This is a genomic window from Ruegeria sp. PrR005 (assembly GCF_010500245.1).
GTDB lineage: Bacteria > Pseudomonadota > Alphaproteobacteria > Rhodobacterales > Rhodobacteraceae > Ruegeria_B > Ruegeria_B marisflavi.
In genome coordinates, this window is the sequence record NZ_JAAGOX010000005.1 from 1 (window position 1) to 19,652 (window position 19,652).

The 19,652-nt window shown below is 61.2% G+C and carries 22 protein-coding genes and 1 tRNA gene; 14 read left to right on the forward strand and 9 right to left on the reverse strand.

Annotated features, from left to right (window positions below; all coding sequences use genetic code 11):
• From G0P99_RS03485 to G0P99_RS03510, 6 genes are all read right to left on the reverse strand, one after another.
• Positions 1–419: alcohol dehydrogenase catalytic domain-containing protein (locus G0P99_RS03485; protein WP_164127762.1), on the reverse strand; the 419-nt coding region annotated here is incomplete at its 3' end.
• An 18-nt stretch (positions 420–437) separates the two neighbouring features.
• A complete protein-coding gene (locus G0P99_RS03490) occupies positions 438–1,652 on the reverse strand; it encodes a cytochrome-c peroxidase (protein WP_164127764.1) in 1,215 nt (404 codons plus the stop codon).
• Positions 1,649–2,359 carry an SCO family protein gene (locus G0P99_RS03495; protein ID WP_164127766.1) on the reverse strand — a complete coding sequence of 237 codons (711 nt, stop codon included), beginning with the start codon at positions 2,357–2,359 and terminating at the stop codon, positions 1,649–1,651. The genes G0P99_RS03490 and G0P99_RS03495 overlap by 4 nt, the downstream gene beginning before the upstream one ends.
• 69 nt (positions 2,360–2,428) lie before the next feature.
• On the reverse strand, positions 2,429–3,739 hold the full coding sequence (gene mtoX, locus G0P99_RS03500; RefSeq protein ID WP_164127768.1) for a methanethiol oxidase: 1,311 nt from the start codon (positions 3,737–3,739) through the stop codon (positions 2,429–2,431).
• 22 nt (positions 3,740–3,761) lie between these two features.
• Complete coding sequence (locus G0P99_RS03505; RefSeq protein WP_164127770.1) at positions 3,762–4,574, reverse strand: IclR family transcriptional regulator; 813 nt, start codon at positions 4,572–4,574, stop codon at positions 3,762–3,764.
• 1,264 nt (positions 4,575–5,838) lie between these two features.
• A tRNA-Ser gene (locus G0P99_RS03510) sits at positions 5,839–5,928 on the reverse strand.
• Between the two features lie 123 nt (positions 5,929–6,051).
• Here G0P99_RS03510 and G0P99_RS03515 point away from each other — a divergent pair.
• The 9 genes from G0P99_RS03515 (at position 6,052) to G0P99_RS03555 (ending at position 13,484) form a co-directional block, all read left to right on the forward strand.
• Positions 6,052–6,891 (forward strand): DUF2059 domain-containing protein, encoded by an 840-nt coding sequence (locus G0P99_RS03515; RefSeq protein WP_164127772.1) that lies wholly within the window; start codon positions 6,052–6,054, stop codon positions 6,889–6,891.
• Positions 6,891–7,697: a DUF2059 domain-containing protein gene (locus tag G0P99_RS03520; RefSeq protein ID WP_164127774.1), complete on the forward strand. Its 807-nt coding sequence runs from the start codon at positions 6,891–6,893 to the stop codon at positions 7,695–7,697. The genes G0P99_RS03515 and G0P99_RS03520 overlap by 1 nt, the downstream gene beginning before the upstream one ends.
• 221 nt (positions 7,698–7,918) lie before the next feature.
• A complete protein-coding gene (locus G0P99_RS03525; RefSeq protein WP_164127776.1) occupies positions 7,919–8,491 on the forward strand; it encodes a 50S ribosomal protein L21 in 573 nt (190 codons plus the stop codon).
• A gap of 11 nt (positions 8,492–8,502) precedes the next feature.
• A complete protein-coding gene (rpmA, locus tag G0P99_RS03530) occupies positions 8,503–8,772 on the forward strand; it encodes a 50S ribosomal protein L27 (protein WP_164127779.1) in 270 nt (89 codons plus the stop codon).
• Positions 8,773–8,869: 97 nt separating this feature from the next.
• Entirely contained in the window at positions 8,870–9,478 is a 609-nt protein-coding gene (locus tag G0P99_RS03535; protein WP_164127781.1) for a LysE family translocator, read from the forward strand.
• Positions 9,475–10,011, forward strand: a complete 537-nt coding sequence (locus G0P99_RS03540) for a GNAT family N-acetyltransferase (protein ID WP_164127783.1) — start codon at positions 9,475–9,477, stop codon at positions 10,009–10,011. Before G0P99_RS03535 ends, G0P99_RS03540 begins: the two co-directional genes overlap by 4 nt.
• A gap of 37 nt (positions 10,012–10,048) precedes the next feature.
• Positions 10,049–11,083, forward strand: a complete 1,035-nt coding sequence (obgE, locus tag G0P99_RS03545) for a GTPase ObgE (protein WP_164127785.1) — start codon at positions 10,049–10,051, stop codon at positions 11,081–11,083.
• Positions 11,071–12,177 (forward strand): glutamate 5-kinase, encoded by a 1,107-nt coding sequence (proB, locus tag G0P99_RS03550; RefSeq protein WP_164127787.1) that lies wholly within the window; start codon positions 11,071–11,073, stop codon positions 12,175–12,177. Before obgE ends, proB begins: the two co-directional genes overlap by 13 nt.
• 53 nt (positions 12,178–12,230) lie before the next feature.
• Positions 12,231–13,484, forward strand: a complete 1,254-nt coding sequence (locus G0P99_RS03555) for a glutamate-5-semialdehyde dehydrogenase (RefSeq protein ID WP_164127789.1) — start codon at positions 12,231–12,233, stop codon at positions 13,482–13,484.
• Here the strand turns inward: G0P99_RS03555 and G0P99_RS03560 are convergent, their stop codons facing one another.
• Entirely contained in the window at positions 13,485–14,081 is a 597-nt protein-coding gene (locus G0P99_RS03560; protein WP_164127791.1) for a histidine phosphotransferase family protein, read from the reverse strand.
• A gap of 50 nt (positions 14,082–14,131) precedes the next feature.
• Between G0P99_RS03560 and G0P99_RS03565 the strand changes: the two genes are divergently transcribed.
• From G0P99_RS03565 to tsf, 5 genes are all read left to right on the forward strand, one after another.
• A complete protein-coding gene (locus G0P99_RS03565; RefSeq protein ID WP_164127794.1) occupies positions 14,132–14,314 on the forward strand; it encodes a DUF3553 domain-containing protein in 183 nt (60 codons plus the stop codon).
• A gap of 108 nt (positions 14,315–14,422) precedes the next feature.
• Positions 14,423–15,178, forward strand: a complete 756-nt coding sequence (locus tag G0P99_RS03570; protein ID WP_164127796.1) for a GNAT family N-acetyltransferase — start codon at positions 14,423–14,425, stop codon at positions 15,176–15,178.
• Position 15,179: 1 nt separating this feature from the next.
• The gene (locus G0P99_RS03575) at positions 15,180–16,007 is read left to right on the forward strand and encodes a 1-acyl-sn-glycerol-3-phosphate acyltransferase (protein ID WP_164127797.1); all 828 of its coding nucleotides are present in this window, start codon (positions 15,180–15,182) and stop codon (positions 16,005–16,007) included.
• 173 nt (positions 16,008–16,180) lie between these two features.
• Complete coding sequence (rpsB, locus tag G0P99_RS03580; RefSeq protein ID WP_164127799.1) at positions 16,181–16,948, forward strand: 30S ribosomal protein S2; 768 nt, start codon at positions 16,181–16,183, stop codon at positions 16,946–16,948.
• 78 nt (positions 16,949–17,026) lie between these two features.
• Positions 17,027–17,902, forward strand: a complete 876-nt coding sequence (tsf, locus tag G0P99_RS03585) for a translation elongation factor Ts (RefSeq protein WP_164127801.1) — start codon at positions 17,027–17,029, stop codon at positions 17,900–17,902.
• 482 nt (positions 17,903–18,384) lie between these two features.
• Here the strand turns inward: tsf and G0P99_RS03590 are convergent, their stop codons facing one another.
• Both G0P99_RS03590 and aroQ read right to left on the reverse strand, forming a co-directional pair.
• Positions 18,385–19,140 (reverse strand): autoinducer binding domain-containing protein, encoded by a 756-nt coding sequence (locus tag G0P99_RS03590; RefSeq protein ID WP_164127803.1) that lies wholly within the window; start codon positions 19,138–19,140, stop codon positions 18,385–18,387.
• Positions 19,137–19,586 carry a type II 3-dehydroquinate dehydratase gene (aroQ, locus tag G0P99_RS03595; protein WP_164127805.1) on the reverse strand — a complete coding sequence of 150 codons (450 nt, stop codon included), beginning with the start codon at positions 19,584–19,586 and terminating at the stop codon, positions 19,137–19,139. The genes G0P99_RS03590 and aroQ overlap by 4 nt, the downstream gene beginning before the upstream one ends.
• Positions 19,587–19,652: the final 66 nt, after the last annotated feature.

The following is a 19,652-nucleotide window of genomic DNA, read 5'->3' on the forward strand; positions in this document are numbered from 1 at the left end:
GAGCAGCCCATGTAATGCAGGATCGGCGTGCCATCGAGCATGGAAAACCGGGTGGTGCCGTCGGGCATCAGGCCCTTTCCTTGCGTGGTGCGAATGGCCTGGCACAGGTTGGTCTTGCCGCTCAGGCAATATTCGCACTGGCGGCATTCAGGGGTGTAGAGCGGGATCACGTGATCGCCGGGTTTCAGGCTGGTGACGCCGGGACCGACCTCCAGCACGATGCCCGCGCCCTCGTGGCCCAGAATGGCCGGGAACAGCCCCTCCGGGTCGGCGCCCGAGAGCGTGAACTCGTCCGTGTGACAGATACCGGTCGCCTTGATCTCGACCAGGACCTCACCGGCCTTCGGCCCTTCGAGGTTCACTTCCATCACTTCCAGAGGCTTGCCCGCCTCAACCGCTACCGCCGCGCGCGTCCGCATATGTATGTTCTCCTTAGGTCAGAAATTGTCGGGGGGATGGCTGCGGGCTTCGGCCACAAGGCAATCGAGCCCGTCCGAGGTGAGCGCCAACAGAAAAGCCTCGATATCCGCAAGTTCGGTGGGGCTGAGGTTTAGCGGGTGGATGCGGGCATCCTGATCGGGGTGTCCGGCGCCGCCGATATTGTAGAACTCCAGAACGTCCCCCAGCGTGGTCAGCGCACCGTCATGCATATAGGGCGCAGTCACCGCCAGATTGCGCAGGCCCGGGGTGCGGAACTTCCAGCGATCCTCTGGCTCCTCTGTCACCTCGTAGCGGCCAAGATCGGCCTCGCGCGGGGCGCTGACCGAAAGGATGCGAGAGAAATCGACCTGATGCACCACGCCGGGCGCCACCTGCACCGGATGGGTGGCGGGCGGGTTCTGGCGCCGCTCCTCGCGCAACCGGCCATAACCGGTGTCGTGGAACTGCTGATCGGTGAACAGGGCTTGGTCTGTTTCGATGAGGTGGCACGAGGCGCAGTCGGCCTTGCCGGTGAACAGCGCGAAACCCCGCTGCGCCGCCGCGTTCAGCGCGGTCTCGTCACCACCGTAGTACCAGCGGTCAAAGGCACTGTTGCCCAACGTCAGGCTGCGTTGATAAGCGCCAAGCGCCTGACCGATCCGGTCAAGCGAGGCGGGCGCCGCGAACGCAGCGTCAAAGAGAGGCCGGTAATCGGGCAGGCCGTTCAGCTCGGCGACCACATGGCCGATCGAGGGGTTGGCCATTTCGTTGCGGGCCACCAAGGGCGCGACGAACTGGGTCTCCAGCGCCGGGTCGCGCCCGTCGTGAAAGAGCGGGGTCAGAAAGCCCACATTGATCACGCTGGGCGCGTTGCGCTTGATGCTGCGCCCCTCGACCCCGATGGCGGTGGCCAGTTCCCAATTGGCAAAGCCCTGTTCTGGCACATGGCACATGGCGCAGGACATGGTGCGGTTGATCGACAGGCGCCTGTCGAAGAACAGCTTGCGCCCCAGTTCGATCTTGGCCTCGGTCGGCGGGTTGTCCGCCGGATGCGGCACCGGGGGCAGGCCCGGTTGCGGTGTCAGACTGCGCTCCAGCGCGGCGCTCGCCCAGCTCTCACGGTCCGTTGGGCAGGTCTCGGCGCTGATTGGGGCGGGCAGGGCGGCGCCATACTCCCCGGCCATCGCGACGGGGGCAAGCAGGGCCAGCGCTGTCGCAAGCGCACGGATCATGCGCCCGCCTCTTCCATCAGCAAGGTTTCGATGTCGGTCAAGAGCAAGCGTGGGTCGAGAAAGCCCAGACCATAGACATTGCGGATGTCGCCCTGCCGGTCGACCAGAAACAGGCGCAGAAGGTGGCTGATCGTCTCCTGATCCTCGGACCGGTCGACCACTTGGCCATAACCATCCAGAATGGGGGCCAACGCCTGCGGCCCCGAGGTGGTCAGCACCTGCCAGTCGAGCTTGGCGCTCGCCTCTTCATCCGAGGTGATGGGATAGGCGAAGGCGTCGATCGCCGCAACCGTGTCGCGGGCGGGATCGAAGCTGATGGTCAAGAGCTGCACATCCTCTTTCAGGCCGGGCAGATCGCGGCTGGCGTCATGCACATCGAAGAAGACCGACATCGCCAGCGGACAGCCGTTCACGTCGCCGCAGGTGAGATAGACGAAGCTGACCAAGGAGATCTTGCCCCGGGTCAGGTCGTGCAGGCTGTGTTCGCGTCCCGCGACATCCAGCACCCGGCCATCGGGCGCGGATTTGATGCGGTTCAGACGATAGCTGCCCGGGGCGGGCGGGTCGAATTGATAAGCATCGCTCGCCTCGAAGACCGAGGCCATCGGGCTGGGCCGGGCCGGAGGCCCGGGCCACCAGACCTGCCAGCCGAGTACAGCCGCCAGCACCGCCGCTGTCAGCCCGGAAAGGAGGTATCTCTTGCGCATCGGCTGCTACCGTCCGTGTCAAAGGAAAAGCCGGGGCAGCGCGGGGCCGCCCCGGAAGTCTGGGAGGTCTCAGGATGAATAGAGCGCCGAGCTTCCAAAGCGCATGATATGCGCGCGACCCAGACCCAGTTCGTAGAAGTCGACGGCGAAATCCTCGACCAGTTCCTTGCCGTCCCAATTGTAGGCCTTCAGGTATTGGACGTCGTCCTCGCCCTTCTTGTCCCAGTTGGCCAGAAGCGAGGAGGAGAAATAGACGCGCTTTCCATCCCAGCTCTGGCTGACCATGTTGACCTGGCGGTCGATGACCTTTTCGTAAATCTGGAACGGCTTGTGCGGATCCGAGATGTCGAACAGCCGAGTCTTGCCATCCATGAAGCTGTTGATCCACAGCGTCTGGTCGTCTGCGGCAATCGAGATATCGACCGGCAGCGGGATATCCGCCGGGTTGCCGATATCGGCGACTGCCTTGGCCTGCCATTCGCCCGCGTCATCCTCGTAGATCAGCCAAAGCTGCGAGGTGAGCGCAGTGGTAGAGAAGGCGTAATTGGCGTTCGACCCCCAGGGGAAGCGGATCTCCAGCGGCGCACCGGGGACGTTGAACACTTTCTTGGGCTGGCGGGTGTGCAGATCCCATTGCACGATGGTATTGCCGAACCGCTTCATTGCCTCGCCGTCCTGCAACATCTGGCCGAAGTCCATCATGTAGTTGGACCAGCCGGTAAAGGACGAGGTCAGCATGACGTTCTTGCGGATCAGCGCACGAATGTCATAGCCGTAACCATCGGCCACCGCGTCGCCTACGGCCACCGCACCCTGCATGTCGCTTGCGGTAGGCATCCAATAGGTCGCCACGTAATCGCCGTCGTCATTGTATTCGACCAAAGCGGTGCGCCCGCCATGGTCGTCATCGTTGCTGAGACCGGTGATCATCATGCTGCCGGGCAGGGCAAAGAAGGTATGCGGCCCCACGACCCCGCCACTGTCCTTGACAAAGGTGTCGATGGTCTTGTGCAGCTTCGGCGCCGAGGGGTCGGAATGCACGTCGAAGATGAAGATGCGGTTGGTATCCAGTCCGCCGGTCCAGAAATAGCGCCGGTCAGCCGAGAACCCACCATGATGCGCCTCGTTCCGGCCACCGACCGAGACCGAGTTGATCACCTGGCCACGCGTGTCCGACCCCGGGCGCAGATCGATGGTGACCAGCTTGTCCTGCTCGTCGCCCATACCCTCGACCCCCAGGGTCCAGACATAGACGAATTCCTCTTGCCCGGTGATCTTGGGCATGTAGGGCGATTGACAGGTTTCGTCGGCAAAGGCCCTGAACGGGCTGCCGGCCGCTACGGCCGCAGCAGCCAAAAGGCCAAATTCTCTTCTTTTCATTGTAGTCCTCCCTTTTAGATAATTAATGTGCGGTATTCGTTCTTTCTCCGGCTGCTGCCAGGGTTCTTGAATTCGTGGTTTCGGCGTCGACGATCGAGCAATGCTGTATGGCCGCCGCAGCCCGGACATTCTCCTGGAGCAAGACCGGCAAAATCCGGCCTTGAATTGCTGGTTTGATCCGGTTCGATGGTCCGACCACACCAATGCTGAAAATCGACCCCAGCCTGTCGATGTTGATCGGGACAGCGATGCTGGTCACACCTTCGTCGATCTCGCCATCACAAACCGCATAGCCATATCTCTGGACCTGGCTCAGCTCTTTACGGATCAGATCGGGATCGACGATCGTCTTGTCGGTAAACCGCAAGGGCCGTGTTTCAAGCAACTCTTCGCGAAGCAAGGGGGCGATAAACGCCGCAATGGCCTTGGCCGAGGAACAGGCGTGGGCGGGGCGGGGGCCGAGGCCCGGGTAGATATAGGGGATTGTGGGATCGCTCGGTGTTTCGAGGCTGATCAAATCGACCCGTCCCCCCCGAAAACGCGCCAGAAAGGCAGTTTCACCCAGATCACTGACCAGACGGCGCATCATGCTGGCGACCGCCGAAATGACATGCGAGTCGGCCTTTCCCGTCAGGGCAATCTTTACGAAACGCATCCCCAGAACGTAGCGCTTGCCGCCATCGACCTCTTCCAGAAATCCGCAGTCGATGAGCGAGGTCAGGTTGCGATAGATCGTCGAACTCGGCAGACCGGTCAGTTGCGCAAGCTCGTTGGCGCCGACGGGCCTGGCGGCTCCCGAGATGGCTTCCAACAATTGAATCAGACGTTCTTGCATATGGCGATTCTCAAAATTCGGGACAATTCACCGTAATCCGGGAAATATCGGTCATGCAACTGTTTCCTGTTTGAACCAAACGAATGATGGCGCTTGCGCGGTGTGCCTGTTTTTCGGGTGGTCTTGCCGACACCCGGTTTGAAGCCTTGGTTCACGGCTGATCTACGGTTAGGAAGCATTGTAATTACCCCTTGCCGAACAATCCCATTGTCCCACGAAGGTCTCTATCCCTCCTGCTCTGGGCAAAGCAGCAGGGCTCAATTGGTCGAAGAATTCGAGTGTTCGCGGTCTTTTGACATTGCCATGGCAAGACCCGTGATAACGGCCACTGTGCCGAGATCTGCGTGCGGTTTATCGGGCGCGGGAAAAGTCTGAATCTTGCAGGGTTTTCTAAGAAAACCATACAGCAAAGACGTGCGCTTGCAAGGTTAAACCCCTTGGCGGTGGTGTCGAGCACCATTCATCAATGGGTTGGGCGCGTACCTGATTTCCGCCTGAATCCAAGGCAAGTGGTTGATCCTCCCCCGCCGAATTGGTCCTTCACGATGTTCAGGAAAACAGCGGAAACACATGGCCAACAAGCGACCAATGCCCAAGGAGATTGTCACTAAGTCACGGCAGGTTGAGGTTCAGACAGTGCAAGGTATGCCGCGTCTGGATGCGGTCCGATAGATAGGCGTGACGGAACGAACATTCTACCGTCGGACGACGAAGTCCGGTGGAATTGGCACGGTCGATTGAAGGTGCTGAAGCGACTACACAAGGAGAACGAGCGGTTACGCAAGGCCGTTTCCAACCTGATGCTGGACAAGCGTATCCCGGACCAGCAAAGGACGAAGGGCCTTTGGCAAACCATCCAGTGTATGGTCTGTGGCTCGGAACGCGGCGCCCCTCCAAGCCCCGCTCGTCGCCGTGCTTGTTTTGATCGTGTTCTTGCTGAGCTGAATGTTTCGGAACGCCGGGCATGTCGCGTTCCGAGACAACACGGATCTCTGTTCAGCGGCGGTAGCGGTGTCCTTGTACAGGCTGACCCAGGTGCTCTTGCGCTCTCACACGTCCTAATAGCTGCGCGGCACGCGCTTGAGCAGGCGGTAAGTGCTGCCCCGCTTCATGATGGTCATGGCCATTTCCCCGCTGATGGTGTGTGCGGATTGTCCGGCGAAACGTGTTGCAAAACAGGGAAGAATGATGGATCGCACCGAATGGTGTAACGATCCAATATCTTGTTTAGCTGGATTGTTTGCCAAAACCTCACAGGGTTTTGTGGCGGAGAGACAGGGATTCGAACCCTGGGTGGGCTTGCACCCACAACGGTTTTCGAGACCGCCCCGTTCGACCACTCCGGCACCTCTCCGCGGGGGTCTGTGAGGGGGGGATTTAGTCAGGTTCGCCGATGGGCGCAAGCGGAAAGTTCGAAGTTTTTTGCCGCCCCCGTTTTTCCGTTGCCGAGGCACGGAAAACGCTTAGGCTCTGCGCTATGAAACATCTGCGTCTTCTCCGTTGGGTGCCGCTTGCGGCTTTGATCTTGGTCTTTTCCTTGTTTGCGCGGCCTGGGTTGGCCGCCGACCGGGCGCGGATCGAGGCGTTTCTGGTGACCACGGGATTCGATGTGGCGCTCGACTCGATCGCACTGTCCTCGGCGTCAGCGCCGCAGATGCTGGGGCTGGATGCCGAAGCCTTTGGGCAGCAATGGCGTGACCTGGCCGAAGAGGTGTTCGACACCGAGACGATGCGCAGTGATGCGCTCGATATCCTCGAGGAAACCCTGAGCGAGGAGGCGCTGGATCACGCGGTCGGCTTCTACGCCAGCGATCTGGGGCAACGGCTGGTGATTGCCGAGAACGATTCCCATCTTGAGGACGACGACCTGAAGCAGGAAGCGGGGCAGGCGATCGTGTCGGAACTTGTGCGGCATGGATCGGGGCGGCTGGAATGGCTGAAACGGATGAACCGCGCCATCGACTCGTCGGGTACCGCGCTCAAGGCCTTGCAGGAGATCCAGTTGCGGTTCCTGCTGGCTGCCAGCGCTGCGGGGGTGATCGAGCTGGAAATGGACACCGAGGACCTGCGCGCGCTCTTGCAGCAAAACGAGACCGAATTGCGCAATGCCCTGCAACTCTCGGCGCTGGCCGGGGCGGCCTTTACCTATCAGGCATTCTCGGATGCCGAGGTACAGAGCTATACCGAGGCGCTGGAGGAGCCGCTGATGCAGGAGGTCTATGAGTTGCTGAACGCCGTGCAGTACCACATCATGGCCGACCGGTTCGAGCATCTCGCGGCGCGCATGGCCGGGCTTCAGCCGACACAGGATCTTTGATGCGGGTGCTTGCCGCGTCAGTTCTGAGCCTGGCGCTGGCCTGGCCTGCTTGGTCAAGCGAGGCCATCGACCGGCTGGCGATTGCGATGCGTCTGGATGAAGTTGTGGAGATTCTTCACGACGAAGGTCTGCGTTATGGCCGGACCCTCGATGAGGAAATGCTCGAAGGAACTGGCGGGCAGGTGTTTCGCACGCAGGTAAAAGCGATCTACAATACGGACCGGATGACTGACACCCTGCGCGACGTACTGGCCGAGCGGCTCAGCGCCGAGGACATGGCGGCGGCCACGGTTTTCTTTGGCTCGGAACTCGGGCAGACGATTCTCGAACTGGAAAACGCGGCCCGCCGCGCCTTTGCCGAACCTGAAATCGAGGAACTGGCGTTCGAGACCGCGCAGGAGATGGACAAGACCCGAACGATGTACCGGCTGGTCGACGAGTACATCCGGCTGAACGAGCTTGTCCCGCGCAACGTACGCGGCGCCATCAGTGCGGATTATTACTTCTATCTGGGTCTGGCCGACGGGCAGGGCACGCCGCGCGACGACGAGGCGGTGTTGAGCGAACTGATCGGTAACAGCCATGAAACAGAGGCAGAGACACGCAAGTGGCTGTATGGCTTCTTGCTGTTCGCCTATTCGCCTTTGACCAATGCGCAGATGCAGGGGAACCTGGATTTCTCGGCCACCGGCGCCGGGCAAGCTGTCAACGATGCACTGTTTCAAGGGTTTGATCGGCTCTATGACGACATATCCTATGAGCTGGGGCGCGCGGTTGGTGTGGCCCTTGGGGCGACGGACCTTTAGCCCGCGATTTCCGGTTGACAATTACCCTTCATCTGACGATAAGCCCGCATCCCGGCCGGAAATCCGCGCCGGGTTTCGTTATCGTTTGATCTGTCGTGAAACGGCAGATCGCCCAATCAGCCCGTGACAGGGCGCGCTGTTCGCAGGTGGCTTTCCATGACGGGGCCAGAACGTCCGGGCAACCGGGGACCGAAGAACGCGGTGACAAGAAGGAAAGACGCATGTTTGCGGTCCTCAAGACTGGCGGCAAGCAGTACAAGGTTCAGGCGGGCGATGTGCTCCGCGTTGAAAAGCTGGCTGCCGACGCAGGTGAAAAAGTTCAATTCAACGAAGTGCTGATGCTGGGCGGCGACGCGCCGGTCGTGGGCGCTCCGCTGGTCGATGGCGCGGCCGTTCAGGCCGAGGTGATCGATCAGGTCAAGGGCGAAAAGCTGATCCATTTCGTCAAGCGCCGTCGTAAGCACAGCTCGCAGCGCACCAAGGGCCACCGTCAGAAGCTGACCCTGGTCAAGATCACCGAGATCCTGACCTCGGGCGCCGACAAGACCGGTGTCAAGGCCGCAACCGGCCAGGCCCCGAAAGGCGCCGCCGCTCCGGCCGCAGCTGCCGCAGGTTCGGACGATCTGACCAAGATCACCGGCGTGGGTCCCGCAGCCGCCAAGAAGCTGGTCGAAGCCGGCATCGGCAGCTATGCCGCGCTGGCCGCCTTGTCGGACGAGCAGATTGCTGCTATCGACGCGGTCAAAGTGAAACCCGAATGGGTTGAGCAGGCCAAAGAGCTGGCTCAGGGCTAAGGAGAGAAAGAATGGCACATAAAAAAGCTGGCGGTTCCTCCCGTAACGGTCGCGACTCCATCGGTCGCCGCCTTGGCGTCAAGAAATACGGCGGCGAAGCTGTCGACGCGGGCAACATCATCGTGCGTCAGCGCGGCACCAAGTTCTGGCCGGGCCAGGGCGTTGGCATGGGCAAAGATCACACCATCTTTGCAACCGTCGACGGCGCCGTGAAGTTCCACAAGGGCCTGAAACAGCGTACCTTCATTTCGGTCCTGCCGGTGGCGGAGGCCGCAGAGTAAGCCGAAGCCCAGAAGGTTTAGAAAAAATTCATGGGGGACCGGCAAGGATTGCCGGTCCCCTTTCTCGTTCTTCACCGGAGTTTGATCGGACAGGATCATGGGCGTTGCCACGACCAGCTTTCTGATTTTTGCCGCCAGCCAGGTCGGCACGCCAGGGCCTGCCAACATGGCCCTGATGTCGGTTGGCGCGCGCTATGGCTTCGTGGCGGCCTTGCCCTTTGTGGCAGGTGTGGCCTTGGGCAAGCAGCTGGTGATCTGGCCGGTGGGCTTTGGTCTGATGGAGCTGGCCAACAGGGCGCCTTGGGTTTTTGAGGGGCTGAAATATCTTTGCGTGGCCTATGTTTGCTGGCTGGCCTTGAAAATCGCCAACCTGCGTCTGACGCCGCAGGCCGGGGCTGACAACCCGCCCGGATTTCGCGCGGGCCTGCTGGTTCATCCGCTCAACCCCAAGGCCTGGGCGATGATCGTGGCGGGTTTTACCGGCTTTGTCGCCGTGGGTACGCCACATTTCCAGGCGACATTGACGATTGCCGGTATACTGCTGGCGTGCCAGGCGGTTTTCCACCCGATCTGGGCGTTTGCCGGCGACAGGATTGCCCATGTGGTTGCAGGACGGCCTGCCGAGAAATACCTGATGTGGATGCTGGCGGGGCTGACGGTTGCCTCTGTTGTTTTTGTTGTGTTCGGAGGAGGAGCACAGGAATGAAGTTTGATACGATCATTAATCAGCCTGTCATAGAGACCGACCGGTTCGATCTGCGCCCCTTGCGCAAATCGGACATGGGGCTGATCGAGTATTATGCCAGCGACGAACGTGTCGCGCGTATGACCACCTCGATCCCGCATCCTTTACCGCCCGGCATGACCGAGGCGTTTGTCGCGCGTGCGATGTCCGATGACCGGGGCGAGGACATCTGGGCTATGGACGCGACGCGAGACAACGGGCCCGAGTTGATCGGGGTGATCTCGCTCAAGAAGATGGACCGCAACCAATCCGAGGTTGGATACTGGGTTGCGCCGATCTACTGGAACACCGGTATCGCCTCGATGGCGGTGGAGGCGTTGGTAAATGCCAACCCGATGGACAACGCGACGATGTTCGCCAGCGTGTTCCAGGATAACCCGGCCTCAGCCAGGGTCTTGACCCATTGCGGGTTTCAGTATCTTGGAGACGCCGAGAGTTATTCGGTTGCGCGGGGCGCGACCGTACCCACCTGGACCTATAGCCGAAAGCTGTGACTTGAGCCGTGCGCGGCCTTTGCAGTAGGGAGCACATATGAAATTTCTCGATCTTGCAAAGGTCTACATTCGCTCGGGCGCGGGCGGCGGCGGTTGTGTCAGCTTCCGGCGGGAAAAGTTCGTCGAATTCGGCGGGCCCGATGGCGGTGATGGCGGCGATGGCGGCTCGGTCTGGGCCGAGGCGGTCGAGGGGCTGAACACGCTGATCGACTTTCGCTATCAGCAGCATTTCTTTGCCGACAACGGCCAGCCCGGCCGCGGCCAGCAGCGTTCGGGCAAGGACGGCAGTGACATCGTCCTGCGGGTCCCGGTTGGTACCGAAATCCTCGACGAGGATGAGGAGACCGTGCTGGCCGACCTGACCACCGTGGGCGAGCGGGTACTGCTGGCGCGTGGCGGCAATGGCGGGTTCGGCAACCTGCATTTCAAATCCGCCACCAACCAGGCGCCGCGCCGCGCCAATCCGGGCCAACCCGGGGTGGACCGGACCATCTGGCTGCGGCTGAAGCTGATCGCTGACGTGGGCCTGCTGGGCATGCCCAATGCGGGCAAGTCGACCTTTCTGGCCTCGACCTCGAACGCGCGGCCCAAGATTGCCGATTATCCGTTCACCACGCTGCATCCCAACCTCGGCGTGGTCGGGGTCGACAACGTTGAGTTTGTGATTGCCGACATCCCCGGCCTGATCGCGGGCGCGCACGAGGGGCGGGGGATTGGTGACCGCTTCCTGGGCCATGTCGAACGCTGCGCGGTGTTGTTGCATCTGGTGGATGGCACCTCGGGCGATCCGATCGAGGATTACCACACCATCATTCACGAGCTTGAGGCCTATGGCGGAGATCTGGCCGACAAGCCGCGTATCACCGTTCTGAACAAGATAGACGCGCTGGATGACGAGGAACGTGCTTTCCTGGTCGAAGAACTGGAAGAGGCCTCCGGCAGTCAGGTGATGATGATGTCAGGCGCCTCGCGCGAAGGGGTCACGGACGTGCTGCGCGCCCTGCGCGCGCAGATTGACGCCGACCGTCTGCGCCATAAACCCGCCGAGGAGGAACAGACTTGGCAACCCTGACGGCAGCCCGGCGGCTGGTGGTCAAGATCGGGTCGGCCCTGTTGGTCGACCGCAAGACCGGTGATCTGCGGGCCGAGTGGCTGCGCTCGCTGGCACAGGATGTGGCTTGGCTCAAAGGGCAGGGCATGGATGTGATCCTGGTTTCGTCGGGGTCCATCGCATTGGGGCGCGGGGTGCTGGGCCTGCCGCGCACGGCATTGCCGCTGGAACAGTCGCAGGCCGCCGCCGCCGTTGGCCAGATCCGGCTGGCCCGCGCCTATGAAGAGGCGCTCGATCCGCACAAGATCACCACCGCTCAGGTGCTGGTCACACTCGAGGACAGCGAGGATCGGCGCCGTTACCTGAACTCGCGCGCGACATTGGAAACCCTGCTGAGCCTCGGAGCGGTGCCCATCGTCAACGAGAACGACACTGTCGCCACCGACGAGATTCGCTATGGCGACAACGACCGATTGGCGGCGCAGATCGCCGTGACGGTCGGCGCCGATCAGTTGATCCTGCTGTCGGATGTGGACGGGTTCTATACAGGCAATCCGAACGAAGACCCGAACGCCACCCGGTTCGATGTGGTCGACCGCATCACGCCCGAGATCGTGGCAATGGCGGGGGACGCGGTTTCTGGTCTGTCCAAAGGCGGGATGAAGACCAAGCTGATGGCGGCGCAGATGGCCACGGCAGGCGGCTGCGCCATGGCGATTACCGAAGGGTCGCCTTTGAACCCACTGAAAACGCTTGAGAATGGCGCGAATTGCACCTGGTTCACCGCAACGCTCGACCCGCAGGCGGCGCGCAAGCGCTGGATCGCCGCGATGAAACCGCGTGGAGAGATCACGGTCGATGCCGGGGCGGCGCGCGCGCTGGAAGGTGGCAAAAGCCTGTTGCCAGCCGGGGTGACGACGATTTCGGGTTCCTTTGGGCGCGGCGACCCGGTTGCCATTCTGGGGCCGGACGGCCGGCGCCTGGGGCAGGGGCTTTGCCGCTATACCGGCGACGAGGCGCGGGCCATTCGGGGGCGTCAGTCCTCCGAGATTGAGGCAACGCTGGGCTATCCAGGCCGCGCCGCATTGATCCACCGGGACGACATGGCGCTTTGACCCAGACGCCGCGACGCTCTATCCATTGACCTGACCCAAGCCAGGGGACCGCCATGAAAGACATCGAAGATATCGCCGCCGTCATGACCGATATCGGCAAACGGGCCAAGGCCGCTGCGGCCGAGCTGGCCTTTGCCACAGCCGAGCGCAAGCATGCCGCATTGATCGCCGCCGCCGATGCGGTCTGGGCCCGCCGGGCCGAGATCATCGCCGCCAATGCGCGTGATCTGGACTATGGCCGCGACAAGGGGCTGAGCCCGGCGATGATGGACCGGCTCAAGCTGGACGAAGGGCGCATTCAGGGCATCGTCGACGGTCTGCGCACCGTGGCCGAACAGGCCGATCCGGTGGGCGAGGTTCTGGCGGAATGGGACATGCCTTCAGGCCTGCATATCCAGCGGGTACGCACACCGTTGGGGGTGATCGGGGTGATCTATGAAAGCCGCCCCAACGTGACGGCGGATGCCGGGGCGCTGTGCCTGAAATCGGGCAATGCGGTAATCCTGCGCGGCGGGTCCGAGAGTTTCCACTCTTCAGGCGCGATCCATGCCTGTCTGGTCGAGGGGTTGCGCGCTGCGAACCTGCCCGAGGATGTGATCCAGCTGGTTCCGACCCGCGACCGGGCGGCGGTTTCCGAGCTGCTGACCATGACCGACTATGTCGACGTCATCGTGCCGCGCGGCGGCAAGGGGCTGGTGGGGCTGGTACAGCGCGAGGCGCGGGTGCCGGTCTTTGCCCATCTCGAAGGCATCGTGCATATCTATGTCGACAAGGACGCCGACCCTGAAAAGGCGCTGCGGGTGGTGATGAATGCCAAGACGCGCCGCACAGGGATTTGTGGCGCTGCGGAATGTCTTTTGATTCACAAGGATATAGCGGACAGTCTTGGTGCTGATCTGGTACGCGCGCTGATCGAGGCCGGGGTGGAGGTACGGGCCGAAGGGCTGCCCGGCTCCATCGCTGCAAGCGAGACGGACTGGGGCAAGGAATACCTCGACATGATCATCGCGGCCAGGGTGGTCGAGGATGTGGACGCGGCCATCGCCCATATCCGCCACTATGGATCGAACCATACCGATTGCGTGATCACCGAAAATGACGCGGTCGCCGCGCGTTTCTTTGAGCAGCTCGACAGCGCCATTCTGATGCACAACGCCTCGACCCAGTTTGCCGATGGCGGCGAATTCGGCATGGGCGCCGAGATCGGCATCGCCACCGGCAAGATGCATGCGCGCGGCCCTGTTGGGGCGGCGCAACTGACCAGTTTCAAGTATCTGGTCCGTGGCGAAGGTACGGTCCGGGGCTGATCAGAACCTGATGACGACCTGGGTCTCTGTGGTTTCCACCGTGATCCGTCGGCCGGTGTCGGCGGCAACAGCGGGCAACAGGGCAAACTGAACCTGGGCCGGGGTGACATGAACCAATGCAGCCGGGTTGCTCAGCCCTTCCCAAAGGGACGGATCGACAGCCAGCCTGCTGGCGGTTCCCGTCACCCGCCAGTTGCCCGAGGACTCCTCGATCTTCACCTCACCGCCAATGGGCATCGCGGTTTCACAGCATTGCAGCGCCAGAAAGGCAAGCCGCGTTTCGCTGCGCAGTACGGGCTCAGCCGGACACCATTCTGCCCGCACCCGATGCCCGCGATTGAGGTCATCGAAAATGGAAACCACTTCGGCGCGGCCGATCTGCTGCTCTCCTGCCGCCCCGTATGCGATGCGAAAGAACTTGATCCGCGCCTCGGCGCAATTGACGCTGTCCGAGATCAAATCCATCTCGGGGCCCTGAACGGCGCCGGTCATTTCGAGCAGTTCCAGACCATTGGTTATTGCGCCGACCGGGCTGATCAGGTCATGGCAGATGCGCGAGCCGATCAGGCCAGCCAGGTTGACGCCGCTTTGGGCCATGCGATACCTCCGTCTTAGACCTTCACATGCTTGCCACACGGGGCGCACCCATGACCGATCTGAATGCCATTCTTGCACCGGGCATGTATGTACGCCACCCGAGTTACCCCGATTGGGGAATCGGCCAGGTGCAATCCAGCATCGCCGGAAAGATCACGGTTAACTTTCCCGATCAAGGAAAGGTGGTGATCGACGGTACACGCATCGCCTTGGTGCCCGTCTTTGATCTGTGATTTGCCTTACCGAAAGGTTAACGCCAAAGTTTCTGTTCGCTTTCGGTTGCCAACCTCGTCAGAGGCGCGGTATCTGCCCGCAACCGGGAAATCTGGAAGCAATCTCCGATGACTGATCGCGGATCAACATTCACCGTGAAAATTGCCGAAAACGAAGACGAAATCCGCGCGGCCCAGGCGTTGCGCTATGATGTGTTTGTGCGGGAACTGGGTGGCAGCGGCGCGATGGTCGACCATGATCGCGGCCTGGAGCAGGACAGATTCGACCCGTTTTTCGACCACATGCTGTGTATCGACAACAAGTCCGGTCAGGTTGTCGGCGTTTACCGCCTGCTCCGGTCGGAACAGGCAGAGGCGGTCGGGCAGTTCTATTCCGAGGATGAATACGATCTTACGGCCCTCAAGACCTCGGGCCGCAAGCTGTTGGAGCTTGGGCGCTCCTGCGTCCACCGCAACTATCGCGGCGGCATGGCGATGTATAACCTCTGGAACGGGCTGGCCGCTTATGTGGCCAGACATGAAATCGAGATTCTGTTCGGGGTGGCAAGTTTCCATGGCACCAATCCCGAAACATTGGCCGAGCCACTGTCCTTGCTCTACCATAACCACCTTGCACCCGAAGAGCTTCGCGTTCGCGCGCAGCCGCAACATTTTGTCGAGATGAACCGGGTTCCGCCCGACCAACTGGACCGGCGGCGCGCGATGCTCGACGTTCCGGCATTGATAAAGGCATATCTGCGGCTTGGCGGATACGTGGGTGATGGCGCCTATGTCGACCAGGCATTCAACACCACCGACGTCTGTCTGATCCTGGACACCACGCGCCTGAACGAGCGCCAGCGCAAGATCTACTCCGGGGTTTAGCATGGAACCTCTGTGGAACAGCGATGAGCCACCCGAGGGGGTGGAAATCGGCCCGCTGGGATGGCTGCTGGTGCTGCTGCGCGGCTTGCCGCTGGCGCTGTTGGTGTTCGGCGGGCTCTTGGTGCTGCTCTGCGTGCGGCTGATCGAGCGGCCTTTGTATGGCGTGCGTCGTCCCGTGACCCCGTTCATCACCCAGTTCGTCTGTCGCAACGCGTTTCGCATCCTTGGTATCGGCTTTTCCACCAGCGGAGAGCTTATGCGCCAGCACGGGGCGGTGGTGGCAAATCACAGCTCGTGGCTTGATATCTTTGCGCTGAACGCGCGCAAGCGGATCTATTTCGTCTCCAAGGCCGAAGTGGCGGGCTGGCCCGGCATTGGCTGGCTGGCGCGGGCGACCGGCACCGTGTTCATCGAGCGCAACCCAAAGAAGGCGCGCGAACAAACCGCGCTGTTCGAAGAGCGGCTGAAAGCCGGGCACAAGCTGTTGTTCTTTCCCGAGGGCACCTCGACCGATGGACTGCGGGTCTTGCCGTTCAAGACCACGCTGTTTGCGGCGTTCTTCACGCCGGAACTGCGCGATTTCATGTTCGTGCAGCCGGTGACGGTGGTGTTCCATCCCCCAAAGGGGCAATCAAACCGGTTCTATGGTTGGTGGGGCGACATGGAGTTCGGTCCGCATCTGGTCAAGACGCTGGCGGCCCGTAGTCAGGGCCGGGTCGAGTTGATCTATCACGAGCCCGTTCGGGTTGCGGGTTTTGACAGCCGCAAGGCGCTGGCTGCCTATTGCGAGGCCGCCGTGCGCCACGCCCATGAACTGGCGCGACCCTGAGACAACGATATTGCCCCTTGCGCTTGCGGCGCTGCTGGCCTATACGCGCGCCATTCAAAACCCGCAGGCGGGGTTTTGGTCCGTTTGGGGGAGACATCCCCATCCGAACCGCCGGTTGGAGCATCCGCTTCTTCTCCCCCGCCAAGGCGTAAACCGGAAAAGGAAAATACCGCATGGCTCTTCCCGAGTTCTCCATGCGTCAGCTGCTGGAAGCTGGCGTTCACTTCGGCCACCAGACCCAACGTTGGAACCCGCGCATGGCGCCGTTCATCTACGGCGCCCGCAATGGCATCCACATCGTCGACCTGACCCAGACCGTTCCGATGCTGGACCAGGCGCTGAAGGTTATCCGCGACACCGTCGCCAAGGGCGGCCGCATCCTGTTCGTCGGCACCAAGCGCCAGGCCGCAGGCCCGATCGCCGAAGCCGCCGAGAAGTCGGCACAGTATTACATGAACCACCGCTGGCTGGGCGGCACGCTGACCAACTGGAAAACCGTTTCGCAGTCGATCCAGCGTCTTCGTTCCATTGACGAAGCCATGGAAGGCGGCGCCGAAGGCCTGACCAAGAAAGAGCGTCTGGGCATGGAACGCGACCAGGGCAAACTGCAAGCTTCGCTGGGTGGTATCCGCGAGATGGGCGGCGTGCCGGATCTGCTGTTCGTCATCGACGTCAAGAAAGAAGCACTGGCCATCGCCGAAGCCAACAAGCTGGGCATCCCGGTTGTGGCCGTGGTTGACACCAACTGCTCGCCCGATGGCGTTGACTATATCATCCCCGGCAACGACGACGCGGCGCGCGCCATTGGCCTCTACTGCGACCTGGCGGCCCGTGCCGCGCTGGACGGCATGTCGGCACAGCTGGGCGCCGCTGGCGTCGACCTGGGCGCGCTTGAAGACGCGCCTGTCGAAGAAGCACTGGCGGAAGACGCCGAGGCCTGATCGGTCTCCGTCATCTGTATGTCAAATGGGGCAGGGTATGACCTGCCCCAAATCCGATTCGATTTGAGGAGAGCCAAGATGGCAATCACAGCTGCACTCGTGAAAGAACTGCGCGACGCAACCGGCGCCGGCATGATGGACGCCAAGAAAGCACTGACTGAAACCGACGGCGATATGGAAGCCGCCATCGACTGGCTGCGCACCAAGGGCCTGGCAAAGGCCGCCAAGAAATCCGGCCGCACCGCTGCCGAAGGTCTGGTCGCCGTTGTCGTCGAAGGTGGCAAGGGCGTTGCCGTCGAAGTGAACGCCGAAACCGACTTTGTCGCCAAGAACGCCGAGTTCCAGGACATGGTTGGCCAGATCGCGGCCGCCGCTGTCAACGTTGCTGACCTTGACGCGCTGAACGGTGCCGATCTGGGCGGCAAGACCGTGGCCGACACGCTGACCGACAAGATCGCCAAGATCGGCGAGAACATGACCCTGCGCCGGATGGCCAAGATCGAAGGCGACACCGTTGTGACCTATGTCCACAACGCCGCCACCGTCGGCATGGGCAAGATCGGTGTTCTAGTCGCCATGAAAGGCGGCGACGAAGCCCTGGGCAAGCAGGTTGCGATGCACATCGCCGCCGTGAACCCGGCCGCGCTGAGCGAAGCGGACATGGATCCCGCTGTCGTTGAGAAGGAAAAGCAGATCCAGATGGATATCGCCCGTGAATCCGGCAAGCCGGAGCAGGTGATCGAAAAGATGATCGAAGGCCGGATGAAGAAGTTCGTCGCTGAATCGACCCTGCTGAGCCAGCAGTTCGTCGTGAACCCGGACCTGACCGTTGGGGCCGCAGCAGCGGAAGCTGGCGCAGAGATCACCGGTTTCGTCCGTCTGGAAGTTGGCGAAGGCATCGTGGTCGAAAAAGAAGACTTTGCTGCCGAAGTCGCAAAAGCTGCTCAAGGCTGATTGTATAGGTGGCCACGTCTCTTGGACGTGGCCTGTTACAAAGATTAAACCGGTCGCGTGAAAACGCGGCCGGTTTTTATTGGCTCGACACGAAAAAGGTGAAACCGGATGTCTCCGGTTCCACCTGAAAAAGAAGAGGGGCCCCGGTCGATGGGGATGGATGGGGCCCCTCATGTTCTCCGACGGTGCTTGCCGAACAATAAGCACTCGCCGCCGGACGGGTCAGAGCGCCTCTGAATAATGAGGATCTTTTCCCGATGTCCCTAGGCTAAAGCCACCACTCACGGAACAAACTCATATTGCCCAACGCGCCTCCGGATCGAAAGTCGGGGATTCCTTACCTGTGGTAAACTTTGCGGAAACACCATGGCGGTCCGGTGTGAGGCAAGCCTGGCTGCCCACGGAAATGACCTAAAAAAGCCGCACAACTGCGCGACTTTTTCAAACGAAAACAGCATCTTCTTGAGTAAAGTGCGTGTGTCTCACGCTTCCATGATGAACATCTGGTTGTGCAAGGCTGCCTTCAGCACTGCCTGTGCCGTGGTCTCCACCGACAAAGCCTCTCGCGCCAATCGCAGATGTTTCTCCACGGTTGCCATGGTCAGCCCCATCAAGATCGCGATGTCTTGTGTCGTTTTACCGTCGCCGACCCATTGCAACGCTTCGCGTTGGCGGCGTGTCAGCGACCGGTTCGGGGCCACATAAGGCAGGGTCATGATTTTGAGGTGGGCCACGTTGTTCATCAGGAGAATATCCCGTCCGTGCTCCTCCCAAATTGCGTCGACCTCGGCCTGATTGGCCCCTTTGGGGGCGCTCAACGAGATCGCGCCCTTTGCCCGCGCCGAAACCGAGGTGAAACTGATGGTGTAGCCCGCCGTGACACCATGGGCCGCGTTGAATTCGTAGACGCGCTTTTCCTGCGGGGTCATCGTTGCGCTGGACAGCATGTCCGAGATCATTTTCCAGCTTCCGGCGCCCTCGTGCTCCAACGCCCAATGCAGCATGGGGGCATGGAAATAGAGCCCGGAATGCAGGAACCCGTCGATATAGGCTTTCTCGTGATTGGTCAGGATGACAAAATCTTCAGGATCGCCCAGCGACGTGGCGGTCCGGTAATTGGTATAGCCGTATAGCAGGCGGTCAAACCCGTATTCGCCCATCTGTTTGGTATGGGCGTCCCAAAGCTCTTCCAGGGTTTTGACGTAACTCAGGAACTCCAGATAGCTACGCAGGTTCATTTGACCTCTCCCTTGGAGAGATGAGCCTTGAGCGCGTCCAGCGCCAGAATGTATCCCTGTGCGCCGAAGCCGCAGATTTGCCCCAGAGCCACCGGCGCAATGTAGGATTTGTGACGAAAGGCTTCGCGCGCATGGATATTGGACAGATGCACTTCGACCACGGGCAATTCGACCGAGGAAATGGCATCCATCAGCGCGATCGAAGTATGGGTATAGGCCCCGGCGTTCAGAATAATCCCGTGCTTTTGCCCCTTGGCCGCGTGGATCTGATCGATCAGCGCGCCCTCGTGGTTCGTTTGAAAGCAGGACACGTCCATGTCTGCGGCCTTGCCATGCGCGATACAGGCTTCTTCAACCATTGCCAGGGTGGTGGAGCCATAGACCTCGGGCTGGCGGGTACCCAATAGATTCAGGTTCGGGCCGTTCAGGACCAGAATATTCATCATGTCAATTTTATCCCCATTCAGGAATCTCTTAAACGGGAATAGCGTGTTCTGTCCATAATACTGTCA